We start from the raw sequence: 25,497 nt of genomic DNA on the forward strand, positions 1-25,497 counted from the left end.
AAAAAATCCCCTCTTCACGGGAAGAGGGGACGGTGTTTAACGGACGTTTGCACAGGTCAGACAAAACGCGTAACGGCTTTGTGGATCGTTAAAGGCCGCCAGTTTGTCGCTTTCCGCTTTCATCGCTTTAGCCGCCGTCGCGACTGGCGCAGGCAGATACGCCTGCAGCGCCTCAGGCAGCATGGCACGCACGGAGCCGGACATGCTGTTCATCACCAGGTCAAAGAACGACGGCTCGTCCTGGTAATACTCAACGTGCCACTGCTTGAGCTTCGCCAGTTCGGCGGCTTTCTTCACCGCGTCATCAAAGTCGCCCAGGCTGTCTACCAGACCATTATTCTTCGCATCCTGGCCGGTCCAGACGTGGCCCTGCGCAATGTCGTCGATCTGTTGCGGTGTCTTTTTACGGGACTCTGCCACCAGCGTAATAAAGCGCTTGTAGCCGTTCTCGATACTGAGCTGCATCATCTCAGAGACTTCAGGCGGCAGCGATTTGGTGACCGACACATCCGCCAGCGGTGAAGTGGCAACGCCATCGGTATGGACGCCCAGATAATCCAGGCTGTTTTCCACGGTGTTAATCACCCCAAAGATGCCAATCGAGCCGGTCAGCGTGCTCGGGTTGGCGACGATGTAGTTAGCCGGGGTTGAAATCCAGTAACCGCCCGAGGCCGCCATTCCACCCATCGACACCACTACCGGCTTGCCGGCTGCACGTGCCGCGGCAAGTTCAGCGCGGATCACTTCAGAAGCGCTGACGCTGCCGCCAGGGCTGTTTACGCGCAGTACGATCGCCTTCACTTTCGGATCAAGGCGAGCATCACGGATTTGCGATGCGGTGGTATCGCCGCCCACGTTACCCGGCGTTTCCTCGCCGTCCATGATGGCACCATTAGCAAAGACCACCGCGACGCTGTCACCGCTGTCATCCGGCTTTTTGGTCGCATAATCGTACATGCTGATAGCGCTGAAGTTTTTATCCTCTTTGCTCCAGCCAAACTGTTTGCTCAGTGATTTTTCGATATCCGCGCTGGTGCCCAGCGCATCGACCAGTTTGTTATCCAGCGCATATTTTGCGGTATCACCATCAACCTTGCGCAGGCCTTCCAGCACGCCCTGCGCGCCAGGGAACACCTGTTCAGCGGTTATCTGGCGGTTAGCGGCCACGGTGCTCAGATAGTTTTGCCACAGCTCACCAATCCAGCGGCTGTCCGCTTCACGGGCCGCAGGGGACATATCATCACGAATAAACGGCTCCACGGCGGATTTATAGGTTCCGACGCGGAAGACGTGGGTGGTGACTTTCAGTTTGTCGAGCAGCGATTTGTAATACAGACCGTTAGTGGCAAAGCCATGCAGATCGACCGTACCCTGCGGGGAGAGCCAGATTTTATTGGCGAAGCTGGCCAGATAATACTGCCCCTGGCTGTAGCTGTCCCCGACCGCAATCACCGGCTTGCCGCTGTCGCGGAATTCGCGCAGCGCTTTACCAATGTATTGCATTGAAGGCTGGTCGCCGCCGGCAAAATCTTTCAGATCCAGCACGATGCCGGTAATGTTGCGGTCATCTTTTGCCTGACGAATGGTGTCGACGATATCGAACAGGGAGTTTTCCTGAAGACGGTCTGATGTCGCGCCAAACAGCTGACGGCCAATAACGCCCAGACGATTGCTGGTGGACGGCTTATCGACGATGACGCCCGTGATATCAAGTAACAGCGCCCCGCGAGTCGAATGCTGCGCCTGATTTGCGTTGCTGATATGCATCCAGACGCCTGCGCAAACCAGAACCAGGAGGATGAAGAAGATATTCATCACCAGGTTGCGGACGAAGTTGAGCAGTCGCCACGTCCATTTAAAGAAACCGGCAATGATTCGCCAAAGGGTTCGCATGTATTCTCCCTAACCAGAAAATGACTGTTTCCGTCGCCACGGGACGGCAATGTGCGGTTATCGTAATGACCCAACCGTCACTTGTCAGCAGGAATCGCCTGCTACGCTGTAACAAAATCTGCCGCCGTGTTAATTTTGTGAGTAAATTTCAAGAAAGGAGTTAACCAATGGACGCACTTGAACTGCTTGTTAACCGCCGTAGCGCTTCACGTCTCACCGAGCCGGCGCCGGCAGGGGAGCAACTGGAGAATATTCTGCGTGCCGGCCTGCGTGCACCGGATCATGGTACGCTGCAGCCATGGCACTTCTTTGTGATTGAAGGTGAAGGCCGCGATCGTTTCAGTCAGATACTGGAGCAGGGGGCGGTTGCCGCAGGTCAGGATGAGAAGGGTATTGAGAAAGCCCGCAGTGCACCATTCCGTGCGCCGATGATCATCGCTGTCGTGGCGAAATGTCAGGCCGACCACAAAGTGCCGGTCTGGGAGCAGGAAATGTCTGCAGGCTGTGCCGTCATGGCAATGCAAATGGCCGCCGTGGCGCAAGGGTTTAACGGTATCTGGCGCACAGGGCCGCTGACCAACAGCCAGCCGGTTCGCGACGGATTCGCCTGTGGCGAACATGATAAAATTGTCGGCTTCCTCTATCTCGGCACGCCTCAGCTTAAAGCCTCCGCCACCATTAATGTGCCGGACACCACGCCTTTCGTCAGCCGTTTCTGATAACGCGCGCTAAACTGTCTGGATTCTGAGCATCTGCCGCAGAATTCAGACAGTCATACTTACCTCTTTATGGAATGAGCGCTACCATAGCGCGATTGAGATGACAGGAGACGTCCATGAGCGAGCAAACCATTCGTTTAACGCAATACAGCCACGGAGCCGGTTGCGGTTGTAAAATTTCCCCGAAAGTGCTGGAGACCATTCTCCACAGTGAACAGGCGAAGTTTGTCGACCCGAACCTGCTTGTCGGTAACGAAACGCGTGACGATGCGGCAGTTTATGACCTGGGTAACGGCACCAGCATTATCAGTACCACCGACTTCTTTATGCCGATTGTCGACAACCCGTTCGATTTCGGGCGTATTGCGGCCACCAACGCCATCAGCGATATTTTCGCCATGGGGGGCAAACCGATTATGGCGATTGCCATTCTGGGCTGGCCGATTAACACCCTTGCCCCTGAAATTGCCCGTGAGGTGATCGAAGGGGGACGTTTTGCCTGCCAGCAGGCGGGGATCGCGCTGGCCGGGGGGCATTCTATCGATGCGCCGGAGCCGATCTTCGGTCTCGCGGTCACGGGCGTGGTGCCCACCGAGCGCGTGAAACGCAACAGCACCGCACAGTCGGGCTGCAAGCTGTTCCTCACCAAACCGCTGGGCATTGGTGTCCTCACTACTGCGGAGAAAAAATCGCTGCTGAAGCCGGAACACCAGGGGCTGGCAACCGAGGTCATGTGCCAGATGAACCTCGCGGGTGCGGCCTTTGCGAATATCGACGGCGTGAAAGCCATGACCGACGTGACCGGTTTTGGCCTTCTCGGACACCTCTCCGAAGTGTGTCAGGGCGCGGGCGTACAGGCGCAGGTCTGGTATCAGGACGTGCCGAAGCTGCCGGGTGTGGAGGAATACATTGCAGCGGGCGCCGTTCCGGGCGGTACCCAGCGTAACTTTGCCAGCTATGGTCATCTGATGGGCGAAATGCCTGAAGCGTGGCGCAATCTGCTGTGCGATCCGCAAACGTCCGGTGGTTTGCTGCTGGCGGTCACGCCAGACGCTGAAGCCGACGTTCAGGCGACGGCCGCAGAGTATGGTATTACCCTGACGGCGATCGGTGAACTGGTGACCGCGCGCGGTGGCCGACCGATGATTGAGATCCGTTAATTCAATGCGGTTGTTTATTGCCGAAAAGCCGAGCCTGGCCCGTGCCATTGCCGATGTGCTGCCGAAGCCGCATCGCAAGGGCGACGGCTTTATCGAATGCGGTAACGGGCAGGTGGTCACCTGGTGTATCGGTCACCTGCTTGAGCAGGCGCAGCCGGATGTCTACGACAGCCGCTATGCCCGCTGGAACCTCAATGACCTGCCCATCGTCCCTGAAAAATGGCGCCTGCAGCCACGGCCTTCCGTCACCAAACAGCTCAACGTGATTAAACGTTTTTTGCATGACGCGACGGAAGTCATCCACGCAGGTGACCCGGACAGGGAAGGGCAACTGCTGGTGGATGAGGTGCTGGACTATCTGGAGCTGGCGCCGGAAAAACGCCAGCAGGTCCAGCGCTGCCTGATTAACGACCTCAATCCGCAGGCCGTGGAGCGGGCCATTTCACGTCTGCGCGCGAACAGCGAGTTTATTCCGCTGTGCGTTTCCGCGCTGGCCCGCGCTCGTGCTGACTGGCTTTACGGGATCAACATGACCCGCGCCTACACCATTCTGGGGCGTAATGCCGGTTATCAGGGCGTCCTCTCCGTCGGGCGTGTGCAAACGCCGGTGCTGGGGCTGGTGGTGCGTCGTGACGAAGAGATTGAGAATTTCGTCGCCAAAGATTTCTTTGAGGTTAAAGCGCATATCGTCACGCCGAAAGAGGAGCGCTTTACCGCCGTCTGGCAGCCAAGCGATGCCTGCGAATCGTATCAGGATGAAGAGGGGCGGTTGCTGCACCGTCCGCTGGCGGAGCACGTGGTCAACCGGATTACCGGTCAGCCTGCTATTGTCACCAGCTATAACGATAAACGGGAATCAGAACCCGCGCCGCTGCCGTTCTCGCTTTCCGCGCTGCAGATTGAAGCGGCGAAACGCTTCGGTCTGAGCGCGCAGAACGTCCTTGATATCTGCCAGAAGCTCTACGAAACCCACAAGCTCATTACCTATCCGCGTTCGGACAGCCGGTATCTGCCGGAAGAGCACTTTGCCGGCCGTCACTCGGTGATGAACGCCATTGCCGTTCACGCGCCGGATCTGCTGCCACAACCGGTTGTGAATCCGGACATTCATAACCGCTGCTGGGATGATAAAAAGGTGGATGCCCACCATGCGATTATCCCGACGGCGCGCGCCAGCAATGTTAACCTCACGGAAAACGAAGCGAAGGTGTATAACCTGGTAGCTCGTCAGTACCTGATGCAGTTCTGCCCGGACGCCGTGTTCCGCAAATGCGTGATTGAGCTGGAAATTGCCAAAGGGAAATTTATCGCCAAGGCGCGTTTCCTGGCGGAGGCTGGCTGGCGCACGCTGCTTGGCAACAAAGAGCGTGACGAAGAGAATGACGGCACGCCGCTGCCGGTGGTTGCCAAAGATGACGAGCTGCTGTGTGAGAAAGGCGAAGTGGTTGAACGCCAGACCCAACCGCCGCGCCACTTCACCGATGCGACACTGCTCTCGGCAATGACCGGGATCGCCCGTTTTGTTCAGGATAAGGATCTGAAGAAGATCTTGCGTGCCACCGACGGACTGGGCACGGAAGCGACCCGTGCGGGCATTATCGAGCTGCTGTTTAAGCGCGGTTTTCTGGAGAAAAAAGGGCGCTATATCCACTCGACTGAACCGGGGCGCGCATTGATCCACTCACTGCCTGAGCTGGCCGCAAGGCCGGACATGACGGCACACTGGGAATCTGTGCTGACGCAAATCAGTGAAAAGCAGTGTCGCTATCAGGACTTTATGCAGCCGCTGGTGGGGACCTTGTACGAGCTGATTAACCAGGCGCGTAATACGCCGGTGAAGCAGTTCCGGGGGATGGTTGCACCGGGTGGTGCGCCGAAGAAACCGTTCAAAAAGAAAAAAAGCGCAGCCTGATGTGCTTTCGGTTGTCGCCCTCTCCCGACGGGAAAGGGCGACAGCGTGCTTAGATAACCCCTTGCCCCATCATCGCATCCGCGACCTTCACGAACCCGGCGATATTTGCTCCGCGCACGTAGTTGGTTTGCGATGCCTCACCGCCGTACTCGACACAGGCGTGGTGAATATCCAGCATAATGTGGTGCAGACGCGCATCCACTTTCTCTGCCTTCCAGCCGAGGCGCGCGGCGTTTTGCGCCATCTCCAGGCCAGAGGTCGCCACGCCACCGGCGTTTGCGGCTTTGCCTGGCGCAAACAGCACGCCGGCCTCAAGGAACAGATCGGTCGCTTCGATGGTGGTTGGCATATTCGCCCCTTCGGCCACGGCCTTCACGCCGTTGGTAATCAGGGTGCGTGCGGCCTCGGTATCCAGTTCGTTCTGGGTCGCACATGGCAGGGCGATATCGACCGGCACGCCCCACGGTTGTTTGCCTTCGAGCCAGGTCAGACCAAATTCACGGGCATAATCCGCCAGACGGCCGTCGCGGCTGGCTTTAATGTCGCACAGGCGTGCCAGCTTCTCGGCCGTAAAACCGGCTTCATCCACCACGGTACCGCGTGAATCTGACGCGGTAACCACGCGGGCACCAAACTGCATTGCTTTCTCAATGGCGTACTGGGCCACGTTACCGGAGCCGGACACCGCCACGCGCATACCTTCAAACCCTAAGCCGTGGCGCTTTAGCATCGCCTCGGTAAAATAGACCAGCCCGTAGCCGGTGGCTTCCGGACGGATCAGGCTGCCGCCAAAGGAGAGCCCTTTGCCCGTAAAGACACAGGCGCTATTATTCGAGAGCTTTTTCATCATGCCGGCCATAAAGCCCACTTCACGCGCACCGACGCCGATATCGCCCGCCGGAACGTCAGTATCGGGACCAAGATGACGATAGAGTTCGGTCATCAGCGCCTGACAGAAACGCATCACTTCGCCTTCGCTTTTGCCTTTCGGATCGAAATCACTGCCGCCTTTCCCGCCGCCCATTGGCAGGGTCGTAAGGGCGTTTTTAAACGTCTGCTCAAAGCCGAGGAATTTTAAAATCGACAGATTCACGGAAGGGTGGAAACGCATCCCGCCCTTAAACGGGCCGATGGCGGAATTAAACTGCACGCGCCACGCGCGGTTAACCTGGACCTGATTACGGTCATCTACCCAGGTCACGCGAAACTGGATCACGCGCTCCGGCTCCACGAGGCGCTCAAGCAGTGACATCTGGCGATAACGCGGGTTTTCTTCAAGGAACGGCCACAACGTGGTCATGACTTCACGTACGGCCTGCGCAAACTCACTTTGATGCGGGTCGCGCTGTTGAACATAAGAGAGGAAAGCTTCCAGAGAGCGTGTCTGATCCATAGATATAAGAACCCCTTATATTATTTTATGTATATTGCTTATACGAATTGTGTTGTTTTTTTGACTATACCATCCGTACCGCTTTGTGAAGCAAGCAGAAATGCATGCCGAAAGGGAAATTAATCAGCGGGGCTGCGTCATAACCAAAAGCGATGGCGAGATAAATTAAAGGTTCTGCGCCGGTTTACCGTTATAGTCTTTATCAGGGCACAACAGGAAGATAAGTCTATGAACCGTTACGTGATAGCCGCGTTATGTTTGATGTTTACCGCAGGCGCGCAGGCAGACCGCATTCGCCCGGATGTGGACGTGAATGTGCCGCCGGAGGTGTTCAGCTCCAGCGGCCAGCGAGCGCAGCCGTGTAACCAGTGCTGCATCTATCAGGATCAGAACTATTCGGAAGGGGCGGTGGTAAAAGCGGACGGCATTCTGTTGCAGTGCCAGCGTGATGAACGCACCATTAGCACGAATCCGCTGGTCTGGCGCCGCGTAAAACAATAAACGCCTCCAGCAGCGGGATGTCCGCAGGCGCTAAGTTGAAACCAAATGCGTCTTCGGGCGTACACCACACCAGCGCACTGTGGTAATGCGCCGTCAGCGCGCCGCTGAACGCCGGAACGTGCCAGGCGTGAAGGTTGATTAACCGCTGTGACACTTCACGCTGATGGCTTGCCACATACTCACCTGGCTGCGCGTGGATGCCGAGCTCTTCGTGCAACTCGCGGACAAGCGCCTCGGGCTGCGTCTCACCGGCTTCTACTTTTCCGCCTGCGAATTCCCACATGCCCGGCTGGTCGGCATGAGCCGGGCGCTGGGCCAGTAAAATTTTGTTGTCTTTTTCGATGATTGCCGCAACGACATCGACTGTTTTTAGCATGGTCGTCAATACTTGTTAGCGAAAAACACCATATTATCGTGCCCTTTCTAAGAGTCCAGCCATCAGGAGAATCAGGTGAAAGAGACGTCCACCTGGGTAGATCCCATCGCCACCCTTCCGGTCAGCATAAAACCGATTGCCGCCATGCAGAAAAAACACTTTGGTGCCGTGCTTAACCCCACGCGCTGGTGGGGAAGGATGCCACGTCTTTTCTGGCTGGTGGCATTGTTCGTCGGTTTTCTCGAACGTCGTCACGCGCGCCTGTCGCCGGTGCTCCGTTCGCTGTTAATGACCCGGGTATCGCAGCTTTGTCACTGCGCTTTTTGTATCGATGCCAACAGCTTGCGCCTGGCGGAGCGCTCGGGCGCATTGGATAAGGTTCAGGCCGTCAACGCGTGGCGTGATTCCGCTCTTTTTAGCGAAGAGGAGCGTGCAGCGCTGGCCTATGCCGAGGCTGTCACCGCGACGCCGCCCCGTGTGGATGACGAAATCAAAAGTGAGATCACACGCCATTTCAACGAGGACGCGATCGCCGAAATGACGGCGCTGATTGCGTTTCAGAATCTCTCTGCACGCTTTAATGCCGCACTGGACATCCCGGCGCAGGGGTTATGTGCCACGTTTAAAGAGGATCCCCATGCTTGATCGTCATCTGCACCCGCGGATTAAACCCACGCTCAACCGGCTGGTGTCAGTACTGGATAAGCCGGGGATCACGCCTGACGGATTAACCCTGACCGGGTTTGCCATAGGCGTGCTGGCCTTACCGTTTCTGGCCCTCGGCTGGTATCCGGCGGCGCTCGTCGCCATCGTGCTGAATCGCCTGCTGGATGGTCTGGACGGTGCGCTGGCGCGCCGGCGCGGGCTGACGGATGCGGGAGGCTTTCTTGATATTGCCCTCGATTTTCTGTTTTACGCGCTGGTTCCCTTCGGATTCGCGCTGGCGGCCCCCGCAGAGAATGCGCTTGCCGCTGGCTGGCTGTTGTTTGCCTTTATCGGTACCGGGAGCAGTTTTCTGGCATTTGCCGCGCTGGCAGCGAAACACAACATCGACAACCCCGGCTACGCGCATAAGTCGTTTTACTATCTCGGGGGGTTAACGGAGGGGACGGAGACGATCGCGCTGTTCGTGCTGTGCTGCCTCTTTCCGGCGCACTTCAGCGTGCTGGCGTGGATATTTGGCGCGTTGTGCTGGCTGACCACCACAACGCGCATCTGGAGCGGGTACGTGACGCTGAAGTCACTTACCCGTTAGCGTGAACTTTCTGGCCCGCGTTTTCCGCTGGAGACGGGGTTCTGTGGATGACTGCTCCACTCGTACCAGCCGCCGTCATAGACGGCGACATTTTTCCAGCCCATCGCCCGTGCGTACATAAACGTCTCGGACGCACGCCAGCCGGTGCCGCAGTAAAACGCGACGTGCTGTTCCGGCAGGATGTTCCAGGTTTTCCACATGGCGGCGATGTCGTCAGCGCTGCGCATGGTGCCATCCGGATTATGGAAATCTTCCATATGGGTGGCGTCGCTACCGGCATGACCCCAGCGGGCACCGGCAATTTCACCTTTTGGCTTGATGTAGCTGTAGCCGCTGGTTTCGCCGATGAACTCCGGCCAGGAACGAATGCTGACCAGCGACGCGTCCTGGCGATGCAGCATCCCGCGTGCTTGCGCCATATCCACCATCAACTGCGGCTGGCCGGGGATCGGTGCACCAAAATCGGGGGCGGGCTTCACGTCTTTGGGCATTCCCCGTTCAACCGGCAGACCCGCGTCAGACCAGGCTTTCCAGCCGCCATCAAGAATGCGGACGTCCTTCACGCCCGCATACAGCATGATCTGCGCCACGCGGGCGGCGGCATATACGTCACGGCCATACAGAATGACGGTCGTATCGTGACGGATCCCGTGCTTCGCCAGCATCGCTTTTAGCGTGTCGTCAGAAACTTTATTCCACAGCGGTTCGCTTTCCACTTCGTTGGTATCAATGTAGCCGGCACCGGGAATATGGTTCAGCAGATAAAACTTCGGCGCGCCCCATGCGGCTTCAATGACTTTCCAGTCGCCCGTTGGCGCAGCAGCGACGGGGTTACCCTGCTGAAGCTGGTGGATCCACTCCGGGTAGACGAGTTGTTCAAAGTGCGGCAATCGCTGCAGACGCTCAGGTACCTGCAGGGCATCGTTGAGCACGGAAATCTGGTGGTAACCGGCTTTTTCCAGCCGCGTTTTGACCGCCTGATTATCGGCGTCGCGGCCGTAGAGCGCGATCGTCATGGCCGGCGTAAGCTGGTGCTGTCTGGCCCAGACGGCAATCTGGTCATCGCTCATCGCGCCAAGCCAGGAGGCGGAAAGGTTAAGTGCGGCGGGCTCATGCCCGGAGGGCGCGCTCAGCGTTTGCGGCCAGCCGTTGTAAAACGCGCTGGCGCGGGTGTCGATCACCGCGCCGTGTTGTGCCTGAAGTTGAGACAGCGTCATGGCGTGCGGCATATCAGCAGCCAGAGAGGAAAATGAAGCGAGGCCGCACAGCATGGCCAGCGCGGTCAGTTGAGAAACACGTTTCATCGAATAACCTGACGTCAGTAAAAGAGGGGGGCATTGTCGTCTCTCCTGAAAGGTAAAACATTGCGTTAGCACATTATTGCCAGCGAGAAATCTCGATCACTTCGCCGCCCGGGGGCACGTCTTCGTCGTCATGCGTGACCAGAACCACCGGAATATTGCGTGCGCGGGTAGTGTCAAATACCCATGCCCGAAACGAGGCGCGTAACGCATTATCGAGACGGCTGAACGGTTCATCCAGCAGTAACGCCTGCGGTTCTGCAAGCAGGGCACGCAGCAGACTGACCCGGGCACGTTCGCCGCCGGAAAGGGTCGCCGGATCGCTGGCGTAATGCCCGGCAAGCCCGGCAGAACCGAGCGCCTGCTCGACCGCTTCTCGCCGTGCTCGTCCGACAATCCGTTCAGGTAATGCCAGCAGCAAATTTTGTCCGACGCTGAAATGGTCAAACAGCAGGGCATCCTGAAAGAGGATCCCCATCCCGCGGGCCTCCACGGGCAGTCCGTCGCAGCGACGTTCATCAAGCCACAGTTCGCCCTGAGCCTGAAAGTCATCTGACAGTGCGCCCACCATCCAGGCAAAAAGGGTTGATTTTCCGCTGCCGGAAGGACCCATCAGCGTGACTATTTCGCCGCGTGGCACACAAAAATTGACCTCGCGGAAAAGCGGTTCAATGGTGAGATTGCTGACCTGCAGCATTAACGTAATCCTCGTCGGTAACGGCTTGCGAGCCGGGATAGCAGGGCGGCAAGGGCAAACACGCTCCCCGTGACCAACAGCAACCCCAGCGCCCGGTTAGCCAGAAGTGGAATGCTGCCTCCACTGCTGAGCGCCACGGTTTCAGTGGTTAGCGTCGCAAAACGGCCCGCGCCCAGCCAGAGGGTTGGCATGTATTGCGCCATGCTGACGGAAAACCCGGTCGCGAAAGCCAGCAGCGCCGGGCGTACCAGCAAGGGGCATTTCAGTAAGCAGAAGATTTTTCCCCGCTGCCAGCCGAGCGTTCTGGCGGTAAGGATCAGCCGGGGATCGATCCTCTGCCAGGCTGGCTGGAGGACCAACAACATCCACGGTAAAACCCACAGCAGATGGCTCCACAGCACGGCGGCATAGTGCCCGTCGAGACCCAGTCGCAACGCGATAACGTATTGCCCAGTAACGAGGGGCAGCGCCGGCAGCGCCAGCGGCAACCACACCCACTGTGTGCCTCGCTGCGGTCCCCACTCAAGCCAGAGAACAATTACCCCCAGCGAAATCAGGCTGGCGAGCAGGCCAAAGGAGAGGCTGGCGCCAACCGCACCGATGTCGTCCCGCTGCGCCAGCATGAGCAGCACGACCGCGCAAAGCACCCCGCAGGCGGGCAGAAATCCGCTGAGCAGACGCGCTGGTGGTGCGATAAGCGACATTCGACGGCGTCCGCTCAGGTCCGGCAGCGTGCGACGCCAGAGTCTCCATGCGCCGTAACCCAGTGCAGAAAGCGCGGCCAGCAGCAGAAGGAGAAGCAGGCACAGCAGCGTTCCCTTTGTCTGCTGCTGCGCATCGCCCTGACTGAGCCACTGCCACGCCAGTACGGCAAGCGTCGGGGGATTGCCGGGCCCGAGCACCATCGCCACGTCCACAACCGACAGGGACCAGGCCAGCACCGCCAGCATCACCGCGCCAAGAGCCGGCGCGATCGTTGGAAGGATGAGCCAGTTCAGCGCCTGAAAACGCCCGTAGCCGACGGTATGCAGCACGACCTTTTGCTGCGCAAGGCGTTTTTCCGGCAGGACGGCGTAAAGGGCCCACAGCACAAACGCGCTCTCTTTTACCGCAAGCGTCAGCCCCAGCCCTGCACCGTATCGGTCAAGCGGCGGCGTACAGACGCTACACACCTGATACAACAGGCCCCCTTCGGCAAACAGCAGTAAAGTGCTGGTGGCAAAGGCCACATGAGGAACGGCGAGCAGCCACGGCAGCCGGCTGCTGAGCCGTCGCCAGCGCTCGCCCGGCCACAGGAGGGCCAAGAGCACCAGGGCGATAAACATCGACCCCAGCGTCGCGATAAGCGTTGAGACCAGCGTGGCGACCGTTGCCTGTGGCAGCTGCGGGTCGTTAAGCAGCAACTGCCAGTTGTTCAGCGAGAATGCCGGGGCAAACAGTATGGCGGCGGCGGGAAGCAACGGCAGATAGATGACTGCCATCGCCAGCCAGACGAGCCAGCTCAGCGGGTGCCGTAACGACGCAGCCATTCCTGCTCCAGCGCGTTAACCCAGGCAGCGTGCGGCTCGGGAAGCATTTTTGGCAGCCCTGCCGGCGTATGGGCAGTGAGCTGCTTCGCTTCTTTTTCGGGCAGTGTTTTCGCATCCAGTACGCTCGGGTCTCCCCAGATGGCCGGGTCGGCCTTGCGGATTTGCGCCTGCGGTGAAAGGAGGAAATTGGCGACCACCTTCGCACCTGCGCTTGCGCTGGCATTCGACGGAATGGCCACAAAATGGACGTTGCCTATCATTCCGTTGTCAAAACCAACGCTGTAGCTGTCGGCAGGCAGTTCACCGCTGGCCACTTTTTGCTGCGCATGTGCCGGGTTAAAGGTCAGGGAGAGATTGAGGCTACCGCTGGCAAGCAAGGTATCCATTCTGGCGGGCGAGGGAGGAAAGTCCTCTCCCTTTCTCCACAGCAGCGGGTGTAATTTGTCCAGGTAGTGCCACAGCGGAGCCGTCACCTGGGCAAAGGTGCTATCAGGGGCTTTTTGCAGCGCCTCCGGGTGAGCGGTGAGGGTCAGGAGCAACTGTTCCAGAAATGCCGTACCGGTAAAATCGGGCGGGCGTGGGTAGCTGACTTTGCCCGGATGCTGCTGCGCATACGCCAGTAACGCCTGAGGATCGTTTGGGGGCGCAGGCAGGCTTGCGTGGCGGGCAATAAAGGTGAGCTGCGCACCGCCCCATGGGGATTCCGCGCCATCGGTGGGGACAGCAAAATCCTCCATAACCGGTTTACGGGTATCGACATAGCGCCAGTTGGGCAAGGTCTGCGCCCATCCGGTTTGCAGCAGGTTAGCGGCTTTCAGGGTACGGAAGTTCTCACCGTTGACCCATAAGAGGTCGACTGACCCGTTCGTTTTCCGGCCTGCGGCGGCTTCTGTTTGAATACGTTTGACCGCATCGGCGGCATCCGCCAGTGGGACGATTTTAAGGGTTATGTCGTAATGCGTTTTCATCTCACCGCTTACCCACTCGAGGTAGCGGTTTACCGCCCGATCGCCGCCCCAGGCGTTAAACCAGACGGTCTGGCCTTTGGCTTGTTGTTGGATAGCCTGCCAGTTGTCCGCTGCAAACAGCGGGGCTGCCAGCAGCAGACCGCTCAGAAACGTGCAAAAACGCACACGGCGCATAATGCCTCACTTTTTTGATGAAGGGGTAAAACGGGAAAACAGCCAGCGCGTCGCCAGCGGCAATAACCCCAGTAGTGTAAAGGCGAATATCAGTCCCGGCGATAAAATATCGCGAAGCGAATTCACTTTCCCCAGCGCGCGTCCGGCGTTCAGAAAGATAATGGTTGCAGGCAGCATGGCGACCTGGCTCACCCACCAGTAGCGACTGACCGCAATACGGGTCAGCCCCATGAGCAGATTCACCAGAAAAAACGGGAACAAGGGCATCAGACGCAGGGCAAAAAGATACCCTGCACCGTCCCGCGCCATACCGGCGTTCACCGTATTCATCTGTGATGTGAATCGCCGCTGTACCCAGTCGCGCAGCAGATAACGGCTGGCAAGCATCGCCAGCGTGGCGCCGAGGGTAGAAGCAAACGAGACCAGTAGGGTGCCTTCCCACAGCGCAAACAGCGCTCCCGCCAGCAGCGTCAGTATCGCCGCACCGGGTATCGACAGGGCGGAGACCAACACGTAGAGGGCGAAAAAGAAAAACGCGCTTTGCCACGGTGCCTGTTCCACGTGCGAGAGGAGCGACTGCTGGTGCGTTTTGATGGTTTCCAGGGAGAGCGTCCCCGGCGGAAGAAAGACGAAGGTCAGAACAAATGCGCCCAGAAGGGCGCACATCAGGAGTATTTTTTGCGTGTTCACACGAGGTTACAGTTTGAATTTCGCCCAGACCGGCGCATGGTCAGACGGTTTTTCCATGCTGCGGATATCGTAGTCGATGCCGGTTTCGATGCAGCGTTCCGCCAGCGGCGGGCTGGCCAGCAGCAGGTCAATACGCAGACCGCGGTTGTCATCAAAGCCTTTTGAGCGGTAGTCAAACCACGAGAAGCGATCCTGCGTTTCCGGGTTGGCGGTGCGGAAAGTATCAACCAGACCCCAGCCGAGCAGGCGTTCCATCCACTCGCGTTCTTCCGGCAGGAAAGAACATTTACCGGTACGCAACCAGCGTTTGCGGTTCTCTTCTCCAATGCCGATATCGAGATCGGTCGGGCTGATATTCATGTCGCCCATGATCAGCACCGGATTCTCTTTTTTCAGTTCGGTGGTCAGGTAATCCTGCAGATCCTGATAAAACTTTGCTTTGGCCGGGAATTTTGTCTCATGGTCGCGGCTCTCACCCTGCGGGAAATACCCGTTAATCACCGTGATATTGCCGAGTGGTGAAGGAATTTCCGCCATGATGATGCGACGCTGCGCTTCGCCATCATCGCCCGGGAAGCCACGACGTACGGAAACCGGCGTCTCTTTGGTCAGCAGCGCCACGCCATAGTGACCTTTCTGTCCGTGATAGAAGACGTTGTAACCGAACTTCGCCACCTCTTCGAGGGGGAACATATCGTCGTGAACTTTTGTCTCCTGCAGGCCGATCACATCTGGCTGATGTTGCTCAACAATTGCTTCAAGCTGGTGAGGGCGGGCACGCAGGCCGTTGATATTAAAAGAGACAAATTTCATAGTCGCTGCCAATGCAAGGTGAATAGTGCATGGATGGTAGCAGAATTTGCGTCAACTGTTACGGGGTTCGACCAATAACTGCGACAGATCATGCCAACGGTGCAATATTTGCACCATTCTGACGCGCATTGCCCCCCAATAGGGCGTAAAGAACCGATAAATTTCGCGAGCGATCACAATTCCAGAATTATATTTGGCTTCTGCATACTCTTTCTTATTTTCGTGTGGCAAAGCGCTGCTTGTCGTAAAAATATTCACTTTTTATGCAATAACAGTGAATAACTCCATATCGTAACTAATTGATATTCTGTAACCCTAACCCGTTTATGCATTTTTATCGCTGGCTGGCACGAAGGCTGCAATCTACATTCACAGTGCAAACACTCAATTATTTAACATCTAAATAACCTTTTATTTACCGGATGAGGTCGCTATGTCTCTGTCAATTACGCGTGAAAATTTCGATGAATGGATGATGCCGGTTTACGCTCCGGCGGCTTTTATTCCGGTACGGGGGGAAGGCTCACGCCTGTGGGATCAACAGGGCAAAGAGTATATCGACTTTGCAGGCGGGATTGCGGTAAACGCGCTGGGTCACGCGCACCCTGCGCTGCGTCAGGCGTTAAACGACCAGGCGGCGAAGTTCTGGCATACCGGTAACGGTTTTACCAACGAGCCCGCTCTGCGACTGGCGAAAAAGCTGATCGACGCAACGTTTGCCGAAAAAGTCTTTTTCTGTAACTCAGGTGCGGAAGCAAACGAAGCTGCCCTGAAGCTGGCGCGCAAATATGCACACGATAAATTTGGCGTTCATAAGAGCGGCATTGTGGCGTTTAAAAACGCGTTCCACGGCCGCACGCTCTTTACCGTCAGCGCCGGCGGTCAGCCGTCATACTCGCAGGATTTTGCGCCACTGCCGCCGGATATTCGTCACGGTGTGTATAACGATCTGCAGTCCGCCAGCGAGCTTATCAACGACACCACCTGTGCGGTGATCGTCGAACCTATGCAGGGTGAGGGCGGGGTCCTTCCGGCGCAAAAAGCGTTCCTGCAGGGGCTGCGTGAGCTGTGCGATCGTCATCACGCGGTGCTGATTTTCGATGAAGTCCAGACGGGTGTGGGGCGTACCGGTGAGCTGTATGCCTATATGCACTACGGCGTAACGCCGGACGTGCTCTCTACGGCGAAAGCGCTGGGCGGCGGCTTCCCGATTGGCGCCATGCTGACCACCGATAAATTCGCCAGCGTAATGACCGTGGGTACGCATGGTACAACATACGGGGGTAACCCGCTGGCTACCGCCGTGGCCGGACAGGTTCTCGACATCATTAACACGCCGGAAGTGCTCAAGGGCGTTAAACAACGTCATGACTGGTTTGTTGAGCGCCTGAACGCCATCAACAGCAAGACGGGACTGTTTAAAGAGATCCGCGGTCTGGGTCTGTTAATTGGCTGCGAACTCACACCTGAGTTTGCCGGAAAAGCTAAACTTATTTCACAGGAAGCGGCAAAAATGGGCGTGATGGTACTGATTGCCGGTGCCAACGTGGTGCGTTTTGCCCCTGCGCTGATTGTCAGCGAGGAAGAGGTGAGAACCGGTTTAGACCGTTTTGCACTGGCCTGTGAACATATGAAGTCCGGGGTGTCATCATGATGGTCATCCGTCCCGTTGAGCGCGGCGATATCGCCGGGCTCATGCAGCTTGCCGGTAAGACGGGAGGCGGGCTGACCTCGCTTCCTGCCGATGAAAAAACGCTGTCGGCGCGCATTGAGCGCGCCCTGCAAACCTGGCAGGGGACGTTGCCAAAAAGCGAACAGGGTTATGTGTTCGTTCTCGAAGATACCGACACCGGTACCGTGGCCGGCATTTGCGCAATCGAAGTGGCCGTCGGGCTTAACGACCCGTGGTACAACTACCGTGTCGGTACGATGGTTCACGCCTCAAAAGAGCTGAACGTCTATAACGCGCTGCCCACGCTTTTTCTCTGTAATGACCACACGGGAGCCAGCGAGCTTTGCACGCTGTTCCTCGATCCTGCGTGGCGGAAAGAGGGCAACGGTTATCTGCTCTCCAAGTCGCGCTTCATGTTTATGGCCGCGTTCCGCGATTGTTTTAACGAAAAGGTCGTCGCCGAGATGCGCGGCGTGATCGACGACACCGGCTATTCACCTTTCTGGGAGAGCCTCGGCGAGCGCTTCTTCTCGATGGAGTTCAGCCGGGCGGACTATCTGTGCGGCACCGGGCAGAAAGCGTTTATCGCCGAACTGATGCCGAAACACCCCATTTATACCCATTTCTTAAGCCCACAGGCGCAGGCGGTGATTGGCGAAGTGCACCCGCAAACCGCGCCGGCCCGGGCGGTGCTGGAAAAAGAGGGTTTCCGCTACCGTAACTATGTGGACATCTTTGACGGCGGACCCACCCTGGAGTGCGATATCGACCGCGTGCGTGCGATCCGTAAAAGCCGGCTGGTTGAGGTTTCCGAAGGCCAGCCTGCACCGGGTGAGTGGCCGGCATGTCTGGTGGCTAACGAGCAGTACAACAATTTCCGCGCCATGCTGGTGCGAACCAATCCGAAATGTGAACGTCTGGTGCTGACGGCCGCGCAACTGGATGCCCTGAAATGTAACGCCGGCGACACGGTTCGCCTGGTGCGTCTCTGCCCTGAGGAGAAAACAGCATGACTTTATGGATCAACGGTGACTGGGTCACGGGCGAAGGCGAGCCGCGCATAAAGACCAATCCGGTCGGACAAGAAGTGCTCTGGAAGGGAAATGATGCCAGCGCCGGGCAGGTCGAACAGGCCTGTCACGCCGCCCGTCGCGCCTTCCCGGGATGGGCGAAACAACCGTTCTCCGTACGTCAGGGAATTGTCGAGAAATTTGCATCACTGCTGGAGGCCAATAAAGCCGAATTGACGCGCGTTATCGCTCAGGAAACCAGCAAGCCGCGCTGGGAGGCGGCCACGGAAGTGACGGCGATGATCAATAAAATCGCCATTTCGGTGAAGGCGTACCATACCCGGACCGGCGAGCAACATACCGATATGCCTGACGGCGCGGCCACGCTGCGCCACCGTCCGCACGGCGTGCTGGCGGTATTTGGCCCCTATAACTTCCCGGGGCATCTGCCGAACGGGCATATCGTGCCCGCGCTGCTGGCGGGCAATAGCGTGATTTTCAAGCCGAGTGAGTTAACGCCACTGACCGGTGAGGTGGTGGTGAAGCTCTGGGAACAGGCTGGTCTGCCGCACGGGGTGCTCAATCTGGTGCAGGGGGGACGTGAAACCGGCCAGGCGCTGAGTGCGTTGAGTGATATCGACGGCCTGCTGTTTACCGGCAGCGCCGGAACGGGCTACCAACTGCATCGCCAGCTGGCGGGGCAGCCGGAAAAAATTCTCGCGCTGGAGATGGGCGGTAACAACCCGCTGATCGTTGAAGATCCCGATGATATCGACGCGGCGGTGCATTTGACCCTCCAGTCAGCGTTTATTACCGCCGGACAGCGCTGCACCTGCGCGCGTCGTCTGCTGGTGAAACGGGGTGCACAGGGCGATGCCTTCCTCGCGCGGCTGGTGGAAATCAGCGCGCGTCTGGTGCCTGCGCAGTGGGATGCCGACCCACAGCCGTTTATTGGGGGGCTGATTTCCGAGCAGGCCGCGCTGAACGTGCTGAAAGCCTGGCAGGATCACGTGGCGCGCGGGGCGAAAACCCTGCTTGAGCCAAAGCAAATCAAGCCCGGAACATCTCTCCTGACGCCGGGCATTGTTGAGATGAGTGGCGCACGCAACGTGCCGGATGAAGAGGTCTTTGGCCCGCTGCTCTGCGTCTGGCGTTATGACGATTTTGACAGCGCCATTGAGATGGCCAATCACACCCGCTATGGACTGTCGAGCGGTCTGATTTCCCCGCATCGTGAGAAATTTGATCAGCTGCTGCTCGAAGCACGCGCCGGGATTGTGAACTGGAATAAACCGCTTACCGGTGCGGCGAGTACGGCACCGTTTGGCGGGGTAGGCGCTTCGGGTAACCACCGCGCCAGCGCGTGGTATGCCGCAGATTACTGCGCGTGGCCGATGGCGAGCCTGGAAACGCCTGCGCTGACGCTGCCGGAAACGCTGAGTCCGGGGCTGGATTTTACTCAGGGGGATCGTCATGAAAGCGCGTGAAGTCAACTTTGACGGGCTGGTGGGGCTGACGCACCACTATGCTGGCCTCTCGTTTGGTAATGAAGCCTCGACGAAGCACCGTTTTCAGGTCTCCAACCCGAAACTGGCGGCGAAGCAGGGGCTGCTGAAAATGAAAGCCCTGTCGGATGCCGGTTTCCCGCAGGCGGTGATCCCGCCGCAGGAGCGCCCGAACGTGGCGGTGTTACGTCAGCTCGGCTTTAGCGGCAGCGATGAGCAGGTTATCGAAAAAGCGGGTACGCAGACGCCGCACCTGCTTTCAGCGGCGAGCTCTGCCTCGTCGATGTGGGTGGCAAACGCTGCTACCGTTGCACCGTCGGCCGATACGCTGGATGGCAAAGTACATTTAACGGTGGCGAACCTGAATAACAAATTCCATCGTGCTACCGAAGCGGAGACGACCGAGCGCGTTCTGCGTGCGATTTTCCGTGATGAGGCCCACTTTGAGGTCCATCAGGCATTGCCACAGGTGGCCATGTTCGGGGATGAAGGAGCGGCAAACCATAACCGTCTTGGGGGGGATTATGGCGATCCCGGCGTGCAGCTGTTCATTTACGGGCGAGAAGAGGGCGGCCATTCGGCACCTGTCCGTTATCCCGCCCGCCAGACGCTGGCGGCAAGCCAGGCCGTCGCGCGGCTGAACCAGGTGAATCCCTCACAGGTGATTTTTGCTCAGCAGAACCCGCAGGTGATTGACCAGGGGGTTTTCCACAATGACGTCATTGCCGTCTCTAACCGCCAGGTGCTGTTCTGCCATGAGCAGGCGTTTGCCCATCAGGAGAAGCTGCTCGCTACGCTGCATGAGCGGGTGCCGGGATTTATGCCGATTCAGGTGCCGACCCAGGCGGTCAGCGTGCAGGACGCGGTTGAAACTTACCTCTTTAATAGCCAGCTGTTGAGCCGTGAGGACGGCAGCATGATGCTGGTGCTGCCGCAAGAGTCGCAGGACCATAAAGGGGTGTGGCGTTATCTGTCTGAACTGGTGAAGGCCGATAACCCGATCGATGAACTGCGCGTCTTTGACCTGCGCGAAAGCATGGCCAACGGCGGCGGTCCGGCCTGTTTACGCCTGCGCGTAGTGCTGACGCAGAACGAAATGCAGGCTGTTAATCCGGCCGTGATGATGAATGAGACGCTGTTTAACTCCCTGAATGACTGGGTGGATCGTTACTATCGCGACAGATTAACGCAGGCCGATCTGGTCGACCCACAGCTACTGCGTGAAGGGCGTGAGGCACTGGACGCGTTAACAACAATCCTGCAGTTGGGAGCGGTTTATCCGTTCCAGCGCTAAAGGAGTGGTTATGGAAAATTTACTGGCCTTGACACTGGCCGATGAGACCCCCGAACAGCGTGAGGGGGAGGGCCCCTCATTTCACTGGCGGTGGCTGGGCCGCGGCGTCCTTGAACTGACACCGACCGCGAAGAGTGAGTTATCGCTGCTGCTTTCAACCGGCATCCATGGCAATGAAACCGCGCCGGTTGAAATTGTCGACCTGCTGCTGCGCGCGTTGTATCGGGGAGATATCACCCTGCAGTGCCGTCTGCTGGTGGTGTTTGGCAACCCGCCTGCGCTGGCGCAAAACAAACGTTATCTTGAGAGCGACCTTAACCGCATGTTTGGCGGCCGCTGGTCACAGTTTGTGCCGGGCGATGAAACGTCGCGGGCGCAGTGGCTTGAGCACGTGGTTGCCACATTTTTCGCCGCGGCCGGTCCCGTGCGCTGGCATCTCGACCTGCATACGGCAATTCGCGCCTCTTATCATGTGCGCTTTGGTGTTCTGCCCCAGCGTAACCAGCCGTGGGATGAGGCGTTTCTGAGCTGGCTGGGCGACGCCGGGCTGGAGGCTCTGGTGTTTCATCAGTCGCCGGGGGGCACATTTACCCATTTCACCTGTGAGCATTTCGGCGCGCTGGCCTGCACGCTGGAGCTGGGAAAAGCGCTACCGTTTGGCCAGAACGATCTCACGCGCTTCGCGCCAACGCACCTTGCGCTTCGCGCGCTGCTTGGAGGATTAGCACCCGAGCCAACGCAACAGACTGTCGTGCGCTATCGGGTCGTACAGCAGATCACTCGCCGCAGCGAGGCTTTCCGGCTGCATATGGCCGCCCACACGCTGAACTTCACCCCTTTTCGCAAAGGCGTTCTGCTGGCGGAAGATGGCGACGAGCGTTACGAGGTGCAGAAAACCACTGAATATGTTCTGTTCCCAAATCCATCGGTAGCGTTTGGCCTGCGCGCCGGGCTGATGCTGGAAAAAGTGTCCTGAACATTTCCCCTCTCATTGCCTGAGAGGGGAACGTCAAAATATTTTTCTTAGCGATTAAAGCGCAATGACAACTATTGCAGAATATTCCTGGTGAATTGCTTTATTATTGGTCTTCACTTCGCTATACTTTTTTAAATTGCTTTGAAAATCATCATTTTGAATATTTTCGTTGCAACTCTCCATCCTTTATCCTTAATTCCTCCACATTTGGCGATAATTTGTTTTTTACACTTTCATTGTTTTACTGTTGCTCTGATTAATTGACGATAAACCCCGTAAAGTTAATCTCGTCAACACGGCATAGCGCCGAAGAATAACTGAAAGTAAGGAAATAAATTATGCGTAAGTTTACTGCACTGTTTGTTGCTTCTACCCTGGCTCTGGGCGCTACCAGCATGGCGTTCGCTGCAGATACCGCGACCACCACCACTGCCGCGCCTGTCGAAGGCAAAATGATGATGCATCATAAAGGCAAGCCGGGTATGCACCACGAGATGATGATGTTTAAAGATCTGAACCTGACGGATGCACAGAAACAGCAGGTCCGCGACATCATGAAAAGCCAGCGCGACCAGATGAAACGTCCGTCACTGGACGAACGCCGCGCGATGCATGACATCATCGCCAGCGACAGCTTCGATAAAGCAAAAGCCGAAGCGCAGATCGACAAAATGGCTGAGCAGCATAAAGCCCGCATGCTGGCGCATATGGAAACCCAGAACAAGATCTACAACATTCTGACGCCGGAACAGAAAAAACAATTTAATGCCAATTTTGAGAAGCGTCTGACAGAACGTCCAGCAATGGAAGGTAAAATGCCAGCACCAACCGAATAATCGGTTCAACATCTTAAGACCGCCGGGATCCTGTCCACAAAAGCGCTAACGCTGTGGACAGGACCGGCGGTTTTTCTTTCCTGCCCTCTTGTCTGCCGCCGCCAGAGCGGTATTCTCCTGTAGTCGCTTCAGAGAATGTTTGCAGAGTCATGGCGTTATAATTTTTATTAACGTTCCGCTAAGGCCTGCCCGCTCTGCTGCCGATACTGTGTCTGTGAAAACCCAACGATAACAAACAAGACAGCAACGATAGCGATATCCTTGCCCTGGCACAGGTTGTGCCTTTCAGGAGTGGTGATGGAGTTCTTTGATATCCGTAAGATGCCGGTCAGCCTCTGGCGCAATGGCGCAGGCGAGACGCGGGAAATTTGTTGTTTTCCGCCCGCAACGCGTGATTTTTACTGGCGTGCCAGTATCGCGACCATCGCCAGCAATGGCGAATTCTCCTCTTTTCCCGGTGTCGATCGGGTGATTACCTTGCTTGAAGGGGGTGAGGTAACGCTGGATGCCGGTCAGGCGTTCTGCCATACCCTGAAACATCATCAGCCATACCATTTTTCCGGCGATCAGCCGGTGAAAGCGCTGCTTTCCGAAGGACGGATGTCGATGGATTTCAACATCATGACCCGGCGTGACCGTTGTCAGGCGAAAGTGCGTGTCGCTGACCGCACCTTTACCACGTTCGGCTCCCGCGGGGGCGTCGCGTTCGTGTTAAGCGGGGCGTGGCAGCTTGGCGATAAGTTGCTGACGGCCGATCAGGGCGCCAGCTGGGAGGAGGGCGTCCATACTCTCCGCCTGCTGGAGGCTCAGGGCACCTTATTATTCAGCGAAATTAACTGGCTGCCGGGGCGCTAAGCTCAATGACCTCATACTTGCCGGTTAACACGGGCTTGCAGAGAATTTTGTAGCCATCGTGGTCGAAACCGGCGGGTGTGCGCAGCAAGGTTGCCGCATCGTTTACATCGTCAACAGCACCCAGCCAGAGCCAGTTGTTGATGATGTGATACTGGGTCATCGCGTCACCGACTTCTTTTAGCGCAACGGCACCCTCCCACGGCCAGCAGTTAACGCTAAGCGCCGCCAGCCCTGCGAGGAGCCGGGCGTGGTGTTCCTCAATGCTTTCTTTCCCGCAGCAGGCCCCTGCGCAGCGCTTTAACGCTGAGCGGAAACAGGCACGCCCGCGGGTGGTTGCTTCGAGGCCTAGCAGGCTGTAGCACAGCTGTAACTCATCGGCCAGCGTTTGCAGAGCCTGCAGAGCCGCCCGTTTGTTAGCGAACAGCCCGTAGAGATTGGGGGCGTGAGAAAAATCGACTTCCCGTGCGTAGACAACCTGCGGCTTACCGGCGTTTATCTGCAGGGAGCAGAGCTGCCGGTTGCGGCGCAGGCGCTTATTGAACAGCGGCTGTTGCTCTTTGATCAGCCGCGCTTCCAGTAAAAGCGCGCCCATCTCTCCGGCGGTACGAAACCAGGTGATGCGTCGCGACTGGCGCAGCATTGCCGCCTCGTCTGGCGTGCGCAGATGAGACATGACCCGGCTGCGAATATTTACGCTTTTGCCAATGTAGAGCGGAAGGGTGTCACTCTCACCGTGAAAGATATACACGCCCGGCTGTTTAGGCAGTTCCTCAAGCCAGGGGCGAAGATGTTCGGGATATTCGTAGATAGCCGCCGCTTCAAACTCAAGACGCGGGGCGGATTGACGCCTGCTCACATACTACTCCATATACTGTTCAGGCATACAGTGTAGCAGAGCCGGTTTGGTTAAAAAAGAGCCGGATGGCGCAACGGACGGTGCGGGAGAACACCCTCTCCCCAGAGAGAGGGTGCCAGAGTGTTACTTTTTCCAGAAATCATCGAACACGGTGATCGGTGGGCGACGCTTGTGCTCGGTTTTCAGATACCAGCTTTCAATGATCTTCGCGGTACCTTCATCCAGTTTTTTGCCTTCCAGATAATCATCAATATTGTCATAGGTGACACCCAGGGCCGCTTCATCCGGCAGGGAGGGGCGATCGTCTTCCAGATCTGCCGTTGGCGCTTTCTTGTAAAGGTGCTCCGGGCAACCCAGCGCGGCAAGCAGCTGCTTACCCTGACGTTTGTTCAGACGGAAGAGCGGGTTAATATCGGTACCGCCGTCGCCATACTTGGTGAAGAAACCCGTGATGGCTTCTGCCGCATGATCGGTACCGACCACAACGCCTTTGGTCATCCCGGCAATGCTGTATTGCGCTTTCATACGTTCACGGGCTTTTTCATTGCCGCGGACAAAATCGCTCAACTCAATGCCTGCTTCGCGAAGCGCCTGCTCGCTGGCCAGCACCGATCCTTTGATATTGACGGTGAGCACACGATCGGGCTGGATGAAGGCGATGGCATCCTGGCAATCCTGTTCATCGGCCTGCACGCCATAGGGAAGACGCACGGCAATAAACTGCAGCGCGTCATCATCCGTCTCTTCGCGGAGCTCTGAAATTGCCATCTGGCAGAGTTTACCGGCCAGGGTAGAGTCCTGACCGCCGCTGATGCCCAGCACCAGGGATTTCAGGAACGAGTGAGTTTTTAAATAAGACTTTAAAAAATCCACGCTGCGGCGGATCTCTTCTTGTGCGTCTACCGCGGGCTTCGCGCCCAGCGCCTGAATAATCTCTTGTTGCAGAGCCATCACGCCCTCCATATGCAGAACATAAACAGATTGTGTTAACTGTTAAAACTAACCCTTTGAACGAGAAACGACAAGGATCACAGTTTCGAGTGCGCTAAATTGCGGCGATTTAGCAGGTTATCGTTGTTTTATTAGAATTTTCCGAAATTCGTCTGGCGGAA

At 57.4% G+C, this 25,497-nt stretch carries 24 protein-coding genes; 13 read left to right on the plus strand and 11 right to left on the minus strand.

From position 1 onward, the window contains the following. Positions 1–36 precede the first annotated feature (36 nt). Positions 37–1,893 (minus strand): signal peptide peptidase SppA, encoded by a 1,857-nt coding sequence (gene sppA, locus ACMGG3_RS04830; protein ID WP_014169647.1) that lies wholly within the window; start codon positions 1,891–1,893, stop codon positions 37–39. A 167-nt stretch (positions 1,894–2,060) separates the two neighbouring features. Between sppA and ACMGG3_RS04835 the strand changes: the two genes are divergently transcribed. From ACMGG3_RS04835 to ACMGG3_RS04845, 3 genes are all read left to right on the plus strand, one after another. Beyond that, positions 2,061–2,612, plus strand: a complete 552-nt coding sequence (locus tag ACMGG3_RS04835) for an NAD(P)H nitroreductase (protein ID WP_014169648.1) — start codon at positions 2,061–2,063, stop codon at positions 2,610–2,612. A gap of 116 nt (positions 2,613–2,728) precedes the next feature. After that, positions 2,729–3,772, plus strand: a complete 1,044-nt coding sequence (gene selD / locus ACMGG3_RS04840) for a selenide, water dikinase SelD (protein ID WP_414149639.1) — start codon at positions 2,729–2,731, stop codon at positions 3,770–3,772. Between the two features lie 4 nt (positions 3,773–3,776). After that, a complete protein-coding gene (locus ACMGG3_RS04845) occupies positions 3,777–5,684 on the plus strand; it encodes a DNA topoisomerase III (protein ID WP_050736653.1) in 1,908 nt (635 codons plus the stop codon). A gap of 49 nt (positions 5,685–5,733) precedes the next feature. Here ACMGG3_RS04845 and gdhA read toward each other — a convergent pair whose 3' ends face one another. Continuing rightward, entirely contained in the window at positions 5,734–7,077 is a 1,344-nt protein-coding gene (gdhA, locus tag ACMGG3_RS04850) for an NADP-specific glutamate dehydrogenase (RefSeq protein WP_047357298.1), read from the minus strand. A 228-nt stretch (positions 7,078–7,305) separates the two neighbouring features. Here gdhA and ACMGG3_RS04855 point away from each other — a divergent pair, with 228 nt between their 5' ends. After that, positions 7,306–7,578: a YnjH family protein gene (locus ACMGG3_RS04855; protein WP_014169653.1), complete on the plus strand. Its 273-nt coding sequence runs from the start codon at positions 7,306–7,308 to the stop codon at positions 7,576–7,578. Here ACMGG3_RS04855 and ACMGG3_RS04860 read toward each other — a convergent pair. Beyond that, positions 7,538–7,954, minus strand: coding sequence for a pyrimidine (deoxy)nucleoside triphosphate diphosphatase (locus ACMGG3_RS04860; protein ID WP_252068161.1), 417 nt, complete (start codon positions 7,952–7,954; stop codon positions 7,538–7,540). The two genes, ACMGG3_RS04855 and ACMGG3_RS04860, sit on opposite strands and share 41 nt — an antisense overlap. Before the next feature lie 75 nt (positions 7,955–8,029). Between ACMGG3_RS04860 and ACMGG3_RS04865 the strand changes: the two genes are divergently transcribed. Both ACMGG3_RS04865 and ACMGG3_RS04870 read left to right on the plus strand, forming a co-directional pair. Further along, positions 8,030–8,599 carry a carboxymuconolactone decarboxylase family protein gene (locus ACMGG3_RS04865; RefSeq protein ID WP_309950620.1) on the plus strand — a complete coding sequence of 190 codons (570 nt, stop codon included), beginning with the start codon at positions 8,030–8,032 and terminating at the stop codon, positions 8,597–8,599. Further along, positions 8,592–9,209: a CDP-alcohol phosphatidyltransferase family protein gene (locus ACMGG3_RS04870; protein ID WP_025204416.1), complete on the plus strand. Its 618-nt coding sequence runs from the start codon at positions 8,592–8,594 to the stop codon at positions 9,207–9,209. Before ACMGG3_RS04865 ends, ACMGG3_RS04870 begins: the two co-directional genes overlap by 8 nt. Here the strand turns inward: ACMGG3_RS04870 and ACMGG3_RS04875 are convergent. From ACMGG3_RS04875 to xthA, 6 genes are all read right to left on the minus strand, one after another. Beyond that, positions 9,206–10,513 carry a rhodanese-like domain-containing protein gene (locus tag ACMGG3_RS04875; RefSeq protein ID WP_078773914.1) on the minus strand — a complete coding sequence of 436 codons (1,308 nt, stop codon included), beginning with the start codon at positions 10,511–10,513 and terminating at the stop codon, positions 9,206–9,208. The genes ACMGG3_RS04870 and ACMGG3_RS04875 overlap by 4 nt on opposite strands. A gap of 73 nt (positions 10,514–10,586) precedes the next feature. Further along, a complete protein-coding gene (locus ACMGG3_RS04880; RefSeq protein WP_414149640.1) occupies positions 10,587–11,207 on the minus strand; it encodes an ATP-binding cassette domain-containing protein in 621 nt (206 codons plus the stop codon). Then, positions 11,207–12,736 (minus strand): thiamine ABC transporter permease, encoded by a 1,530-nt coding sequence (locus tag ACMGG3_RS04885; RefSeq protein WP_414149641.1) that lies wholly within the window; start codon positions 12,734–12,736, stop codon positions 11,207–11,209. The genes ACMGG3_RS04880 and ACMGG3_RS04885 overlap by 1 nt, the downstream gene beginning before the upstream one ends. After that, positions 12,709–13,869 carry an ABC transporter substrate-binding protein gene (locus ACMGG3_RS04890; protein WP_414149907.1) on the minus strand — a complete coding sequence of 387 codons (1,161 nt, stop codon included), beginning with the start codon at positions 13,867–13,869 and terminating at the stop codon, positions 12,709–12,711. The genes ACMGG3_RS04885 and ACMGG3_RS04890 overlap by 28 nt, the downstream gene beginning before the upstream one ends. 15 nt (positions 13,870–13,884) lie before the next feature. After that, positions 13,885–14,568, minus strand: a complete 684-nt coding sequence (locus ACMGG3_RS04895; protein WP_073396594.1) for a TVP38/TMEM64 family protein — start codon at positions 14,566–14,568, stop codon at positions 13,885–13,887. A 6-nt stretch (positions 14,569–14,574) separates the two neighbouring features. Next, a complete protein-coding gene (gene xthA / locus ACMGG3_RS04900) occupies positions 14,575–15,381 on the minus strand; it encodes an exodeoxyribonuclease III (protein ID WP_414149642.1) in 807 nt (268 codons plus the stop codon). 433 nt (positions 15,382–15,814) lie between these two features. Here xthA and ACMGG3_RS04905 point away from each other — a divergent pair, with 433 nt between their 5' ends. From ACMGG3_RS04905 to ves, 7 genes are all read left to right on the plus strand, one after another. Then, on the plus strand, positions 15,815–17,035 hold the full coding sequence (locus tag ACMGG3_RS04905) for an aspartate aminotransferase family protein (protein ID WP_414149643.1): 1,221 nt from the start codon (positions 15,815–15,817) through the stop codon (positions 17,033–17,035). Continuing rightward, a complete protein-coding gene (astA, locus tag ACMGG3_RS04910) occupies positions 17,032–18,066 on the plus strand; it encodes an arginine N-succinyltransferase (RefSeq protein ID WP_342863602.1) in 1,035 nt (344 codons plus the stop codon). The genes ACMGG3_RS04905 and astA overlap by 4 nt, the downstream gene beginning before the upstream one ends. Then, positions 18,063–19,550, plus strand: coding sequence for a succinylglutamate-semialdehyde dehydrogenase (gene astD, locus ACMGG3_RS04915; protein WP_020884423.1), 1,488 nt, complete (start codon positions 18,063–18,065; stop codon positions 19,548–19,550). Before astA ends, astD begins: the two co-directional genes overlap by 4 nt. Next, positions 19,537–20,862 carry an N-succinylarginine dihydrolase gene (astB, locus tag ACMGG3_RS04920; RefSeq protein ID WP_309950602.1) on the plus strand — a complete coding sequence of 442 codons (1,326 nt, stop codon included), beginning with the start codon at positions 19,537–19,539 and terminating at the stop codon, positions 20,860–20,862. The genes astD and astB overlap by 14 nt, the downstream gene beginning before the upstream one ends. Before the next feature lie 10 nt (positions 20,863–20,872). After that, positions 20,873–21,838, plus strand: coding sequence for a succinylglutamate desuccinylase (gene astE, locus ACMGG3_RS04925; RefSeq protein ID WP_134179197.1), 966 nt, complete (start codon positions 20,873–20,875; stop codon positions 21,836–21,838). Positions 21,839–22,176: 338 nt separating this feature from the next. Further along, the gene (gene spy / locus ACMGG3_RS04930; RefSeq protein WP_020884420.1) at positions 22,177–22,674 is read left to right on the plus strand and encodes an ATP-independent periplasmic protein-refolding chaperone Spy; all 498 of its coding nucleotides are present in this window, start codon (positions 22,177–22,179) and stop codon (positions 22,672–22,674) included. Positions 22,675–22,971: 297 nt separating this feature from the next. Further along, complete coding sequence (gene ves / locus ACMGG3_RS04935; protein ID WP_041162545.1) at positions 22,972–23,529, plus strand: environmental stress-induced protein Ves; 558 nt, start codon at positions 22,972–22,974, stop codon at positions 23,527–23,529. On the opposite strand, the gene cho is transcribed toward ves, so the two are convergent. Further along, positions 23,507–24,385: an excinuclease Cho gene (gene cho / locus ACMGG3_RS04940; protein ID WP_014169671.1), complete on the minus strand. Its 879-nt coding sequence runs from the start codon at positions 24,383–24,385 to the stop codon at positions 23,507–23,509. The two genes, ves and cho, sit on opposite strands and share 23 nt — an antisense overlap. Before the next feature lie 123 nt (positions 24,386–24,508). Beyond that, positions 24,509–25,336 (minus strand): ammonia-dependent NAD(+) synthetase, encoded by an 828-nt coding sequence (gene nadE / locus ACMGG3_RS04945; protein WP_333192005.1) that lies wholly within the window; start codon positions 25,334–25,336, stop codon positions 24,509–24,511. Positions 25,337–25,497 lie beyond the last annotated feature (161 nt).

This window comes from Enterobacter sp. BNK-18, from assembly GCF_047456135.1.
Lineage (GTDB): Bacteria > Pseudomonadota > Gammaproteobacteria > Enterobacterales > Enterobacteriaceae > Enterobacter > Enterobacter ludwigii.